The 13,290-nt window shown below is 61.0% G+C and carries 15 protein-coding genes; 11 read left to right on the top strand and 4 right to left on the bottom strand.

Annotated features, from left to right (window positions below; genetic code table 11):
• The first annotated feature begins 259 nt into the window (after positions 1-259).
• The 6 genes from LDN85_RS04810 to LDN85_RS04785 all read left to right on the top strand — a co-directional run bounded on the left by LDN85_RS04810 (position 260) and on the right by LDN85_RS04785 (position 6,829).
• Positions 260-1,696, top strand: a complete 1,437-nt coding sequence (locus LDN85_RS04810; RefSeq protein ID WP_223944748.1) for a family 43 glycosylhydrolase — start codon at positions 260-262, stop codon at positions 1,694-1,696.
• Between the two features lie 50 nt (positions 1,697-1,746).
• On the top strand, positions 1,747-3,084 hold the full coding sequence (locus tag LDN85_RS04805) for an extracellular solute-binding protein (RefSeq protein WP_223944747.1): 1,338 nt from the start codon (positions 1,747-1,749) through the stop codon (positions 3,082-3,084).
• A 46-nt stretch (positions 3,085-3,130) separates the two neighbouring features.
• Positions 3,131-4,009 (top strand): sugar ABC transporter permease, encoded by an 879-nt coding sequence (locus LDN85_RS04800; protein WP_026542579.1) that lies wholly within the window; start codon positions 3,131-3,133, stop codon positions 4,007-4,009.
• Positions 4,009-4,908: a carbohydrate ABC transporter permease gene (locus LDN85_RS04795; protein ID WP_026542580.1), complete on the top strand. Its 900-nt coding sequence runs from the start codon at positions 4,009-4,011 to the stop codon at positions 4,906-4,908. The genes LDN85_RS04800 and LDN85_RS04795 overlap by 1 nt, the downstream gene beginning before the upstream one ends.
• 38 nt (positions 4,909-4,946) lie before the next feature.
• Positions 4,947-6,038 carry a LacI family DNA-binding transcriptional regulator gene (locus tag LDN85_RS04790; RefSeq protein WP_223944746.1) on the top strand — a complete coding sequence of 364 codons (1,092 nt, stop codon included), beginning with the start codon at positions 4,947-4,949 and terminating at the stop codon, positions 6,036-6,038.
• A gap of 137 nt (positions 6,039-6,175) precedes the next feature.
• Positions 6,176-6,829, top strand: coding sequence for a DedA family protein (locus LDN85_RS04785; protein ID WP_026548234.1), 654 nt, complete (start codon positions 6,176-6,178; stop codon positions 6,827-6,829).
• Positions 6,830-6,839: 10 nt separating this feature from the next.
• On the opposite strand, the gene arr is transcribed toward LDN85_RS04785, so the two are convergent.
• The 4 genes from arr to pnuC all read right to left on the bottom strand — a co-directional run bounded on the left by arr (position 6,840) and on the right by pnuC (position 9,880).
• A complete protein-coding gene (gene arr / locus LDN85_RS04780) occupies positions 6,840-7,259 on the bottom strand; it encodes an NAD(+)--rifampin ADP-ribosyltransferase (protein ID WP_035761178.1) in 420 nt (139 codons plus the stop codon).
• 74 nt (positions 7,260-7,333) lie between these two features.
• On the bottom strand, positions 7,334-8,107 hold the full coding sequence (locus LDN85_RS04775; protein ID WP_223944745.1) for an NUDIX hydrolase: 774 nt from the start codon (positions 8,105-8,107) through the stop codon (positions 7,334-7,336).
• Complete coding sequence (locus tag LDN85_RS04770) at positions 8,104-9,213, bottom strand: AAA family ATPase (RefSeq protein WP_026542585.1); 1,110 nt, start codon at positions 9,211-9,213, stop codon at positions 8,104-8,106. The genes LDN85_RS04775 and LDN85_RS04770 overlap by 4 nt, the downstream gene beginning before the upstream one ends.
• 1 nt (position 9,214) lies before the next feature.
• Positions 9,215-9,880, bottom strand: coding sequence for a nicotinamide riboside transporter PnuC (pnuC, locus tag LDN85_RS04765; RefSeq protein ID WP_223944744.1), 666 nt, complete (start codon positions 9,878-9,880; stop codon positions 9,215-9,217).
• 277 nt (positions 9,881-10,157) lie between these two features.
• Between pnuC and LDN85_RS04760 the strand changes: the two genes are divergently transcribed.
• From LDN85_RS04760 to LDN85_RS04740, 5 genes are all read left to right on the top strand, one after another.
• Entirely contained in the window at positions 10,158-10,763 is a 606-nt protein-coding gene (locus LDN85_RS04760) for a TasA family protein (protein WP_223944743.1), read from the top strand.
• A 180-nt stretch (positions 10,764-10,943) separates the two neighbouring features.
• Positions 10,944-11,669 carry a signal peptidase I gene (locus LDN85_RS04755; RefSeq protein WP_223944742.1) on the top strand — a complete coding sequence of 242 codons (726 nt, stop codon included), beginning with the start codon at positions 10,944-10,946 and terminating at the stop codon, positions 11,667-11,669.
• Positions 11,653-12,060: an Hpt domain-containing protein gene (locus LDN85_RS04750; RefSeq protein ID WP_091554340.1), complete on the top strand. Its 408-nt coding sequence runs from the start codon at positions 11,653-11,655 to the stop codon at positions 12,058-12,060. Before LDN85_RS04755 ends, LDN85_RS04750 begins: the two co-directional genes overlap by 17 nt.
• A gap of 92 nt (positions 12,061-12,152) precedes the next feature.
• Positions 12,153-12,620: a hypothetical protein gene (locus LDN85_RS04745; protein WP_223944741.1), complete on the top strand. Its 468-nt coding sequence runs from the start codon at positions 12,153-12,155 to the stop codon at positions 12,618-12,620.
• Positions 12,621-12,968: 348 nt separating this feature from the next.
• Positions 12,969-13,271, top strand: a complete 303-nt coding sequence (locus LDN85_RS04740) for a hypothetical protein (RefSeq protein ID WP_223944740.1) — start codon at positions 12,969-12,971, stop codon at positions 13,269-13,271.
• The last annotated feature ends 19 nt before the right edge of the window (positions 13,272-13,290 follow it).

Below are 13,290 nucleotides of genomic sequence, written 5' to 3'. Positions count from 1 at the left end.
AAGGTCCCGGGCAGCCTGGTACTGCACGTCAGGTGGAGAGCTGTATTGGTACTCATTGCCGGGTCCGGACGGCTCGGCATCGAGCGGTCCGGTGAGTCATCGGCTACGCAGGACATTAGCGGCGGACAGTTTTCCGGTCAAGCGTTTTAGCACCATAAGTTCAGACAAAATAAATAATTGCTAAAACGCTTGATCGCTGCTGAATTTCCGGCTAGCTTACGAGTGATCAAACGCTTTAGCAGAATGGACATCAGCGCAGATGAAACGCCCAGTCTTCTTCCAACCCGCCGACGGATGGGTTGGGGACCTTATCCCCTACGAGAAGGACGGAGAGTTCTGGCTCTTCTACCTTCACGAAGACCGCTCGGACCCGAAACCGGGAACATCCTGGAACCTGGTCACCACAAAAGACCTCACACAGTTTGAAAACCATGGTGTCTCCCTGCACCACGGCAGCGAAACCGACCGGGACTTCAACGCCTACACCGGCAGCGTCGTTGCGGACGGGTCCGGCGTCCACCACCTCTTCTACACCGGCCAAAACCCCCGGAACCGCGGGGCCGACGGCGTACCGCTCCAGTTGGTCATGCACGCCACCAGCACCGATGGCATGCGCACTTGGCAAAAGCACCCGGAACTGACATTCGGCGCTCCGGACGGCTACGAGTCCGGTGACTGGCGGGATCCCTTCGTGTTCTGGGATGACACCAGGAAGCAGTGGAGGATGTTGTTGGCAGCCAGGCACTCCACCGGTCCGGAGCGCCGCCGCGGCGTGATCGCCCAGTGCGTATCCACTGACCTGATGACCTGGCAACACACCGACCCGTTTTGGGCCCCACGCCGGTACATCACCCATGAATGCCCGGATGTCTTCGCTTGGGGTGACTGGTGGTACATGGTGTACTCCGAGTTCTCGGAATCGTTCACCACCCGCTACCGCATGGCCAAGAGTCCCGACGGCCCGTGGACTGTGCCATCTTTGGACAGCGTCGACGGCCGCGCCTTTTACGCCTCAAAGTCCGCTGAGCGCGACGGCCGCCGTTTCTTCTTTGGCTGGATCGCCACCAAGGAAGGCAACACCGACAATGGGCCATGGCAGTGGGCCGGCACCATGTCTGTGCTCGAAGCCCGCCAAAACCCGGACGGAACCTTGGGATTCTGCTTCGCGGATGAACTGGTGGAGAGCTTCTGGGATGACGTCCCCGTCTCCCTGACAAGTGCCGTGCCCACCCGGTTCGATGTGCCGGATGGGTACACGTCGATGGTGTCCGACGAGGAGATGCCGGAACAGTTTTACGCCAAGGTGGTGCTGGACATCGCTCCGAACACCACCGAGTGCGGGTTGCTGCTCCGCTCAAGCCACGACGGCGACCACTCCTACGTCCTCCGCTTGGAACCCAAGCGGGGCCGGCTCGTCTTCGACCGCTGGCCGCGCGCGGTCACCGGTGATGCACAGTGGCACGTCTCAGGCGATGTCCCGTTCGACGTCGAACTTGAGCGACCCTGCGACCTCGCCCCCGGCGTACACACGCTTGAGGTCATCGTCGACGGCGACACTTGCGTCGCCGTCGTCGACCGCCAAGTGGCGCTCAGCGCGAGGATCTACGACCTCACTACCGGGCGGATCGGCGTCTTCGTCGGCGAAGGATCCGTCGCTGTCACCGAACTTGAAATACGCCAACGTACCGACAACTGAATATCCCGCACCCACCCCAACCTCTGTTCCAATCAAGGGAGATTGCCGTAATGAAGAAACTACTCCGTGCTGCCGCCGTCGCAGCCGTCGCTGCCCTGGCGTTGACAGCCTGCGGCGGCGGAGGAGCTGCTACAGACCCCGCCAATGTCAGCCCCACCGGTGAGATCAAACCCCGCGAAATCTCGTGGCTCCTGTCCAGGCCTGCCGACGGCGCCGTCATCAACATCATGAAGAAGCTCGCCGACGACTACGCCAAGGACCACCCGGGGTTTGCACTGAACCTCATCACCACCCCGGACCGCCCCTCCTACATCCAGAAGCTCGAAACCCTGGCAGCGGCCAACAAGCTCCCCGAGCTGTTTGACACCGATGCCACTCCGTTCGCCCAGCAGCTGGCCAAGCAGGGCAAGATGGTGGAGGCCGACAAGCTGCTGAAGTCGCTGGACCTCTATGACGACTACCGGCCCGGGGCCCTGGACTACCAGCGGTTCGATGACGGGTCCCTTTACATGATCCCGTTCCAGTTCGAGCTCGAATTCATCTGGTACAACAAAGCCCTGCTCCAAAAGGCCGGCGTAGCCGTTCCTCAGTCCTTGGACGACATCCCAGCGATGTGCACCGCCCTGCGCAGTGCCGGAATTACTCCGATCGCCATCGACGGGCAGGACCAGTGGCCGCTGGAACGCTATGTGGCGTACCAGCCCTTCCGGGCTGCCGGCCCCGACTTTGTCCAAAAACTGAAGAAGGGTGAAGCTGCGTTCAGCGATCCTGCGGGCCAAAAGACCGTTCAATGGATGTCCGAACTCGGCAAGGCCGAGTGCTTCCAAAAGGGCTTCTCCGCGCAGGGCTACTCGGACGCGCAGAACCAGTTCACCTCCGGCCAAGCCGCGATGTACAACATCGGCACGTGGGAACTGCCCAGCCTCGCCACAGACAAACTCAACCCTGACGTCCGGGACGACATCGACTTCTTCACCCTTCCCACAACATCGGGTTCCGTGACGGCGGCCAACGAGTTCGTTTCCCCGTCCGGCATCGGCATGGCAGTGAACTCAAAGACGTACGATCCCCTGGTCAGCGACTTCCTGAAGTTCGCGTTGCAGAAGTACCCGGCTGAATACGCTGCCACCGGGGCGCTCTCCCCCACCACCACCGTGGAAACCACCGTCCCCGCGAACGCCACGCCGCTGTACAAAAAGGCCCTCGAAACGGCCAATACCCTCGGCGAAAAGCAGGCCATGCCGTGGGACACCCAGCTGGACCCCACCACCAATGGCCGCTTGCAGCAAGAGCTGGTCCTCCTGGTCCAGGGCAACGTCACGCCCGAACAATTCACCAAGACCATGGACGACGCCATCAAGCAGAACGCGCCCAAGTTCTTCAAGTAAACCGAAACGGCGGGGGCCTGTAGTGCCCCCGCCCGAAAGGCCCACCATGCTTCCCAACAGGTCAAGGACCTCAGTACTGGTTTTCCTGCTCCCGCCCCTGCTGCTCTATTGCGCAGCAGTCCTCTTTCCCATACTTCAGTCCCTGGTCCTGAGCTTCTTCTCCTGGAATGGCATCAGTGACATGGAGTTCGTCGGGCTGGCCAACTACGTCCGAATGCTCACCGCAGATGACGTCTTCTGGCGTTCCTTCTTCAATGCCCTGCTTTACCTGGCCATCTGCCTGGTCCTGCAACTGGGCGGCGCCCTGGTTGTCGCCAGCCTGCTCACATCCCTGAGCAGGGGACGTGAACTGATCAAGACCCTGTATTTGCTGCCCGCTGTGATCTCCACGGTCGCCATTGCGTTCCTCTTTGTCCGCATCTACTCCATTGATCCCGTCGGCCTGCTGAATCAGCTCCTGCACTGGGTGGGACTGGGTTCCTTGGAGCGGGCCTGGTTGTCCGACGTCAACACCGTCCTGGCCGCAGTCTCCGCCCCTGAAGGATGGCGCTTCACCGGGCTCTACATGCTCATCATCTACGCGGCGTTGATCGCCGTGCCCAAGGAGCTCGAAGAAGCTGCGGTCCTGGATGGCGCATCGAAGTGGACCCTGTTCACCAAGATCCGCTTCCCCTACATTCGGCCCGTCTGGATTACCACCACCATCATGGCCACCACATACGGCCTGCGGGGCTTCGACATCCCGTACCTCATGACCAACGGCGGCCCCGGGCAGTCGTCCGAGCTCCTCACCACCTACATGTACAAGACAGCCTTCACCAGCACGGATTTCGGCTACGCAAGCACCATCTCCGTCTTCATCGTGATCGAGTGCCTCGTCGCCGTCGGCCTCATCTTGTTCATGCTCAAGCGGAAGGCAGATTAATGATCACCCAGACAGCCCCGGCCCGGCCCACCCGTGCACGTCCTGCTGCCGTCCCTCAGAAGCGGCGGCGGAAGCCAAGCCTTTACCGGACACTCTCGAGGGTCCTGATCATGCTCATCGTGATCGTCCAGGTCTATCCGCTTGCCTGGCTGTTCTTGACCAGCCTCCGGACTGAACACGACTTTGCCACCGGAGATCCTTTCGCGCTTCCCAGCTCACTGACCTGGGAGAACTACGCCCGGGCTTTCGAAACCGGTGACCTCGGACGGAATATCCTGAACAGTTTCATCGTCACCATGGGTGCCAACGTGTTGATTGTCCTGTTCGGCATGATGGCCGCCTACGCCATCCAGGTCCTTGGCTTCCGCCTCAGCAAGTTCGTCCGGGGCTTGTTCCTGGTCGGCATCATTGTTCCCGTCCAGATCGCGCTGGTCCCGCTGTTCATCGACTATTCCGCGGTGAACCTGTTGGACACCTACCAGTCGATGATTATTCCGCTGGCCGGCTTCGCCCTGCCGATGTCCATCTACCTCTTCTCGTCCTTCTTCGAGTACATTCCCCGCGAAACCTATGAGGCAGCATCCCTCGATGGTGCCGGACCTTACCGGATCTTCGGGCTGATCACCCTGCCGCTGTCGCTCAACACCGTGGTCACGGTAGTGCTGGTCAACAGCATCTTCATCTGGAACGACTTCATCTTCGCAAATACCTTTGTGCTCTCCGAAGAACTCAAAACCATCCCCCTGGGCCTGCAGAACTACATCGGCGCCATGGGCAAGGTCGACTGGACGGCCACCTTCGCTGCTGTCTGCGTGACCATCACGCCTCTGCTGCTGGTCTTCCTGGTCCTCAACAAGGCCATGATCCAAGGCCTTGAGAGCGGAGCGAACAAGGGATGACCTCAATGGCCGACGGTTATACTCCTGATGGAGGACAGATGATTTCGCAGGAGAGAGAGTCGGGCAGCGCGGCCACCCCCGCAATGCCTGCCAGAACAGGCCGTGCCCATCCGGTGACCCTCCGGGAAGTGGCTGAACTGGCCGGAGTATCCACTGCCACGGTGTCCTTGGTGATCAACAAGAAGAAGAACGCCCGGATCGCCGACGAAACGCGCCAACGCGTCACCGAGGCGATCACCCAGTTGGGTTACCGTCCCAATGCCATGGCCAAAACACTGGTGAGCGGCACGTCCAAGTTCATTGGACTGGTCGCCGACGGCGTAGCTACTACGCCGTTCGCCGGCCAAATCATCCACGGCGCCCAGGACGAAGCCTGGAAACATGGCTACGCCCTCCTGATCGCGAACACTGAAGGCAACCAGGAGCTTGAAAAAGACGCAATAGCAATGATGCTCGAATACAAAGTACGCGGCATCCTGTACTCCACGTGGTTCCACCGTCCTACGGAGATTCCGGCAACGCTTCGGGAATCTGACTTCGTCCTGGTCAACTGTTTTTCCCCGGAATCCGGAACGGCCCGCGCCGTGGTCCCGGACGAGACACAGGGCGGCCAATCGGCCGCCGGGATCCTGCTCCGCGGTGGCCACCGTCGTATCGCGTTCATCAACGCCACTACCCCCTCACCTGCCAGGGATGGCCGGCTCCAGGGGTACAAGGACGCGCTCAGTGCCGCCGGAATTGGCTTTGATCCGGCGTTGGTGTTTGAAGCCTACCCGGATCAGGAGGGCGGCTACGGCGCCACGGAAAGGCTGCTCACCCTCGGGGTGAGCGCGGTGTATTGCTATAACGACCGCATGGCTATGGGACTTTACGATGGCCTGCGGGAAAACGGGCTGTCCATTCCGGAGGACATGGCCGTGGTGGGTTTCGATAACCAGGAAGTCATTGCTGCCCACCTGCGTCCGCCGCTCTCCACAGTGTCCCTGCCTCATTACGAACTGGGCGCAGCCGGCGTACGCATGCTCCTGGGCCTGGATGCGGCTCCACTTGAATCAGCCGTAAAGATCGCCTGCCCGCCGGTTGAGCGTGCGTCCGTAGCCGTGCATTCACCCGCACAACGGCGCGCTTGATCCACGAAGGATCGAAGTCGTACCCCCTGCGCATTGCCCGCAGCCGCGTGGAGGAATAGCGTTGTGGGTGGAAGCCCAGTGGTCCCCCATCACTGGGCTTCCCTTGTGGAACTGTCAGCTCATGGAAGGACATCGCTTTGTTCGGCTCTTTGGAAACGGGTGGTTCCGCTGATCAGCTGACCGGAATAGTGGGCGTTGCCGCCAAGGTCATCGAGGCCCTCGGCGAATGGGGAGTGGGCTTGCTGACGTTTCTTGAGACGGTGTTTCCCCCGATTCCCAGCGAAGTCATCCTCCCTTTGGCCGGCTTCCTCACCCAGCAAGGCAGCATCAACCTGCTGTTGGTGTTCCTCACCAGCACCCTTGGCGCTTACGCAGGGGCTCTGCTGTTGTATTGGCTGGGCTACAAAGTGGGGATGAAGCGGTCCATCCACTTGCTGTCGAAGCTTCCACTGGTTGACCGGGAAGATTTCGAGAGGGCAGCCGGTTGGTTCGAGCGCCACGGCAAGTCCGCCATCTTCTTCGGAAGGCTGTTGCCCGGGGTGCGCAGCCTCATCTCCCTCCCGGCCGGCGCCGAACGCATGAACCTGGTGACCTTCAGCATCTTCACCATCGCCGGAACCGGAGTATGGAACGGGCTGCTCATTGGATTGGGCGCGTTGCTGGGCAAGCAATACCACTTGGTGGACCAGTACTCGCGCTTCCTCAACTACGCCGTCTACGCCGGGATTGCCGGCTTCATAGCGTGGCTGGTTGTCCGCCGGGTCAGGCGGGGCAAGGCAAACGCCAAGTAGGCAGCCCGGCTCAGTTGATGATTTCGCCGCGTTCATCCGCTTGGAGTGCGGCCAACCGTTCCTTCCACGCCTGCAGTTCCCCTGGCGTCAGCCGTGTCCAGTCGGTGACTTCACCAATGACCCTGAGCGGGGCGCTGCTGCGGTATGAGCGGGTGGGATTGCCGGGGAACTTCTTGTCAGTCACGTTGGGGTCGTTCTCGAAGTCCCCTGTCGGCTCCACGGCGTAAACGCGTGGCTCGCCGTCGCCGGCGGCCAGTTCCGCGGCCAGACCGGCGCCGTCCCGAAGTGCCGTGAAATAGATGTGGTTCATGACCACCTCAGGACGATAGTTGGACCGGAAACCCGCACTCAGGAGATCGCCTTCGCGAAGATCGGCCTTTGTTCCGTGAAAGAAGGGGCCCTCATCCAGTGGTCTATTCGAGGACGGCAGTGGTTTATTCGAGGACGGCAGTGGTTGATTCGCAGATGACGGCTGGTTCACAGATACAGCCTAAGCCCGCGGTTTCAGGAGGCAACCGCTGCCGGGGAGCCCGGGGCTTGCGGCTTGGAGAGTGGCGGATGGATATGGCGGTCAGTTGCGGTGAACAGCGCAGCGGGAGCACCGCCGGCGGCTCCCCGGCTTTTCCGGCCGGTGTCATTGAGTTGCGGCATCATTTTTCGGGTGAAGTTCCCGGCGGGCAGGGTCGTTTCCCACACGGCGTCGTAAACGGTGCGAAGCTGCGTCATGGTGAATTCTTCAGGCAGAAGGCGGGCGGCAACGGTGGTGTATTCCATTTTCCCGGCCAGTCGCTCCAGCCCGTCGGCCAGGATCGTGGCGTGATCGAAGGCCAACTCTTTGCTGCGCAGAATGTCATGGACCCCGCACCAGCCGCTGGAGGCAGCATCGGATCCGGCGGCGATCTTTGGCAGCGAAATCCCGTCGGATGCCAGAAGGGCAACGTGGGCTACCGAGACAACCCGCATCCGCGGATCCCGATCCGGGTTAGTGTAGGTGGCCAACTGCTCGACGTGAACCGCCAGTCTTCCCAGGTCCAGCCCGGTCTCTTCAGCGAGTTCACGCCCGGCTGCCTGGCCGGCTGACTCCTCCGGGCCAACAAAGCCTCCCGGGAGGGCCAGTGCGTCCTTGAAAGGGTGTTCGCCCCTGCGGACCAAGGCCACCTTCAGCACGCCGTCCGTGACTGCAAACACCACCAGGTCCACGGTCAGGGCTATGGAGGGATAGTCGCCGGGGTTGTAGTTTTCCAGGAAGTTCCTGGCGGACTTGGCTTGGGAGGTCACGCTGCTGCACCTTCCAGAACGGTCCTGGCAGCCCACGGCGGGGAAGCAAGACTGCTCCGCTGGGCAAGGACCAGGTCAATGATTTCGACGGCGGTCTTCATGCGCCGATCGTGGTCGCCGGTGACCAGGATCCATGAGTGTCCCTCCTCAGTCAGGGTTTCCTTAAACCACTCAGTCATTTCTGCGCGTCGGTGTTCGCCTTCACGCCATCCATCGTCTTCGAACTCCACGCCCTCGTGATCGGTGATCAGGTAGAGGTCCCGACGGGGCAGAACGTCAGCAGCGTGGTAGGAACCGAAGCTGCCTTCGCCCAGGTAGAACCGCTCCCAGAGCGTGGTGGCCAGGGCATCGGTATCTGCAATCACCAAAGGACAGGCGTCGGCTGCCGCATTCTCCAAGACGGTCTGCCGGGCACCAACCACACCGAAGTCCTGGGCTGTCCACACCATGTCCTGGAGTCCGGCACCAGGCGTCCGGGCACGGAGCTCATCAAACTTCAGGTACGTGTATTCACGGCCGAATTCGGGGACGTCCAAGAGCCGGGGGAATTGCTGGCGGTAATGCCCGGTAAGTGCCTTTGCCAGCGTGGTGGTCCCCGTGGATTCGGCACCAACCACAATGATCCGCGTTGCCATGTCCTGACGGGCGGGAGGGATGATCCAGGACCAGGCGGCCCCAAGATCCTCACGGCACAGGGTGCCGCTGACCGGGTAGGCGCTCCGGGAGAGGTCTACCAAGACGTGCTCCGCGTCAAAAATCCCAGCCAGCCGGGCACCGTATTCTTCTGAGCTGAACAGTGCGTCCACTGAGGATATGCCGTGGGACTTCAGGGCCAGACGCATCAGCTCGGCCTGGGCTTTCCAAATTTCGTCCGAGTGGTAATCATCCGGGCAGTCGTTGGGCATCCCGATGATCTCCACACCTTTGACCTCCTGAAATTCCTCGGCGAGCCATGCGCGTCGATCCTCAACGCTGATGGACTCGAATCGGTTGCCAAGGACCAGGACGGCGACCCTTTCGGCTTGCGCTGCAGCGGTGGTGATCAGGTGGTGGTGGCCCGCGTGGGGCGGGTAGAACTTGCCGATAACCATGGCCTGCTTGTACATCTCATGCTCCTGTCTTGATGGCTTCGGAAAGGGCCGGAGTTTCAGCACGGCGGGCACGTTTCCAATCGATGAGTCCGTAAATGCAAAGGGCCAGGAACCCGATGTAGAGGATGGCAGTCAATGTCAGGCCGCGGCTGAAGTAGAGCGGAACAGAGACCACATCGATGAGAATCCAGACGTACCAGTGCTGGAAGATCTTTTTGGCCTGCCCATAGGTTGCTATGAGCGAGGCGGTCAGCACGAAAGCGTCCGGCCATGGCACCTGGGAATCAGTTCCGTGGGTAAGGACCAACGCCACAGCTACAGTTCCGACCAACGCAATACCGACGCCCAGGACGACCTCCCTGCCCGTAGCGTCTCGGATCAGCAGGTCATTCTTGACGTGGGTGTCGGAGTTGCCGCGCACCCAATTGAACCAACCGTAGGCCGAAACGACCGCGAAGATCACCTGAAGTACTGTTTCCCCATAGAGTCCTGCTCCGAGAAACAAAACGATGAACGCCAGGTTGTTCAGGATGCCAACGGGCCAGTTCCACAGCTTCTGCCGGGCTACGCCATAGACGCAGGCTGCACCGGTAACGAAGCCGATTACCTCGATCCAACTCACCGGGCTGCCGAAAAGGTTGGGGATTGCTGCGGAGTTCATCCAGTCGAGCAGGGCCATCATTGTCGTCTTCCATTCTTTATTATCACTCTGACAAGAACAAAGTAGCAGACTTATCGTCACTCTGACAACAACCCATTGCTGAGGCATTTCGAACAGCCTGGAAATGGCCCTCAGCGCGGTGCGGGAGTCTTGAGTTTTTCCTGAGGAAGTGTTGCGGGTTTGCAGGATTTGTTCTTGATCCTGCCCCGGCACAGTAGTTCTTGTCAGCCAGTCAGGCAGACACCAAAGAACAGGCCGGCCGGTCTCACGGTGGCCCATCGAAAGGACACTGATTCCCATGGCCATCAGCCTCAAGACCACCTCCGGCAAGATCCTCGCTTCCGTCGCACTGGTCGGCACCGCAGCCGCCGTCGCCGGAATGGGCACCTACGGTGCGTTCACGTCCTCGACCTCCGCCTCCCAGGCCGTCACCGCCGGCACCGTCACCATCGCCCTGGGCACCGGCGCCGCGAACACCCTCAACGTCCCGGTCACCGGCATGCTCCCCGGCGACAAAGCCGAAAAACTCGTCACCCTGGCCAACACCGGCAACTCCGACCTGAACAACGTCACCCTCACCACGTCCGCCGGCGCCACCGCCTCCCTGCTGACCACCGACCCCACCAACGGCCTGCAACTGAGCATCGAGAACTGCTCCGTAGCCTGGACCGGTACCGCAGCGCCCTACACCTGCGCCGGAACCAAAACCACCGTCCTGTCCAACGGCCCGGTCATCACAGCGAACAAGGTCCTGAACAACCTGACCTCCCTGACCTCAGCCAAGACCGACAACCTCAAAGTCACCACCACCCTGCCCGCCACCGCAGACAACACCTTCCAAGGCGCCACCTCCACCCTCGCCTTCTCCTTCACCGGCACCCAACGCACCGAAACCACCAAATAACACCCGGCAGCAACCAGCCCCCGTGGGGGTTGCCCGATAGACCCCAGGGGCCGGCCGGTATGCCCTTCCGGCCGGTTCCTGGCCATTTCCTGATCAAGTCTTGAGGCCTTCCCGCAGACTCCCTTGAGCAGGGCACGGAAGACTGAAATCACGTCAAGCCCCACGAAAGGAACGCCAGACATGAGCGCGCTGAGCACCATCACCACTCCCGCAGTACATGGCCGGCGTTCCGCCGCGGCAAAAGGCGAAACCCGACCCACCGCCGTCGTCCCTTCCGCCCCTGAAGCTGCCGCTGTGCAGCAGGCCGCAGCGGCCACACCGAACACCCGCACTGCCGGCACGTTCCGTCGCGTCGCCGGTAAAACAGCCCGTGCAATCGGTGCGGGCATGCTGGTCCTCGCCGCCCTTGTGTTCCTGTTCCTCGCCATCGGCCCCCGCGTCCTGGGCTACCAAACCTCCACCATGCTCACCGGCTCCATGGCACCCATAATCAACCCCGGCGACATCGTCGTCACCGTCCCAACCCCCATCGCGGACATCAAAACAGGCGACGTCATCACCTACCACATCCCGGTCGAAGACCAACGCGTGGAAACCCACCGCATCACCGAAATCACCCCCACAGCCGACGGCGGCACAGCAGTCCAAACCAAAGGCGACGCCAACAACGGCATCGACCCCTGGATCGCCACCCTCCAAGGAACCACCGTGGACAAACACGTCGCCACCATCCCCGGCGTAGGCAACGCCATCCGCACCCTGCGCCAACCCATCACCATAAACATCCTGATGTACGGCGCACCCAGCATCCTGGTCATCGGAATGCTCGCCTCCATCTGGACCAAAAACCCCACCAAGACAGCACCGGAAGAAAAGGCCGGTACCGGCAATGAAGCCCTCGGGTAATCCCGGCGGCGAATTGGACCTGGGCAGGCTCCAATCTCTCGCCGAGGAGCTGGGAAGCCCCGAGCCGGCCCTGCGTTTTCTCGCCAAGTACCTGGCAATGCTCCCGCAGCGCGTCGAGCGGATCATCCATGCCGTGGACGAACACGATCCCAAGGAGACCACTACTGCCGTTCTCAGCCTGAAGATCAGTTCCTCCATGGTGGGAGCCATGGAAACGGAGCACCAATGCCGGGCCATCGAATCAATGATCCGGGAAAACCACTTCGACGACGCTGCCCATGCACTGCCCGCCCTGCAGCAAACGGCAGACCGTTGCCTGGCTTCGCGTTCGGACCTCATCCGGGCCGCGCACACATCGCTGACCCGGCACAGGGGATTTTTCCGGTCTTGAGCGGACCTTGAGTGTTCACCGAGGTGTTTCCTGAGGCCCGTTCGCCACTATGGAAACAGAACATTCGCACTACGGGGACGGCAGCTAAGCACATGCAGGGCAAGGGCATCATCTGGCAAGTACCGGCCATCATCATGGCCGCCGTATTCTTACTGATGGGCGTCCAGATTTCACCGGCGCACGCAAAGTTCAACGACACCGCAACAGGTGCCCTGGCCGTCAGCGCGGCAAAGATCCCGGCCCCGGCCGTCAATACAGTGGCCGTGACGAAGTCCTGCGATTCATTCCTCTGGTTCGCCCAGGCCAAGATCAGCGTCAGCAGTTTCACCGCCGTCACCTACGCCAACTATCACGAACTGAAAGTCATAGACCCCGACGGCGTGGTGCAGTTCACGGGCGACCTCAGCAAGGCTGCGGGAAAGTCGTACAACTCCGGCGTCCAAAGCTCTGGCAACCTCACCGGGACCTGGACGTACCAGATCCGCGGCTACTACAAGGTGCCCAACTCCACCAACGCATGGGCAAGCCCGCCCCTTACAGGCACGCTGAATTGCCCGTGATTCGTTGACTCGCGTGCTTTCATCAGGCCATGAAATGGTTTCCAAAAAAGGTCCACGGCCACACCGACGACCTCATCGAGGTTTAGCGGTCACTTTCGGCAAACACAAGCAGGGGCGGGTGTTTTTGACTTGAACGGGCGTATTTCAGCTGCGCCTCTTAGGATTAGACGAAACTGGAGTCATGAAAGGCCTGGTCTTGGGGGAACAACGGCAAGCCATACCTGATCCACTTTGACGAGCCTAAAACCCACATTGACGTGGTTTTGAATACTTCCGGCAAACCTTCGGCGTTTACAGCAAGCCGGAACCCCCACCCGCACAAATCGTCCCGCACAACGAGAAATGAATATGGAACTTCTTGACGCTCAAACAGTTGTGATCTCTGCCGTCCTCCTGGTGCACATCACTGGCGTGATGATCGTGGCTGCCTCGATTGCCGGCCTGGTGATCTCCCTGTTTATCGTCGTCCTCGGGGTGCATTTCATCCGAACCACATGGGAATTGACGCAGAATTGGCGCAGCAGCAGCCGATTCCGCGGCACCATCAGCATGGTTGCCGGCTTCCTGAGGGCAGGGGTTGCGGCGGTACGCCCCGTGATAGCTGCGGCTCGTCGGAAAGTGAGCCAGCTGGCGTCGTTCAAGGTTCAGTAGTAACCGCCAATGCTGCCAC

Source organism: Arthrobacter sp. StoSoilB20, from assembly GCF_019977295.1.
GTDB classification, from domain to species: Bacteria; Actinomycetota; Actinomycetes; order Actinomycetales; family Micrococcaceae; genus Arthrobacter; species Arthrobacter nicotinovorans_A.
The sequence above is the reverse complement of the archived record's forward strand: the minus strand, read 5'-3'. Positions and strand labels throughout refer to the sequence as shown.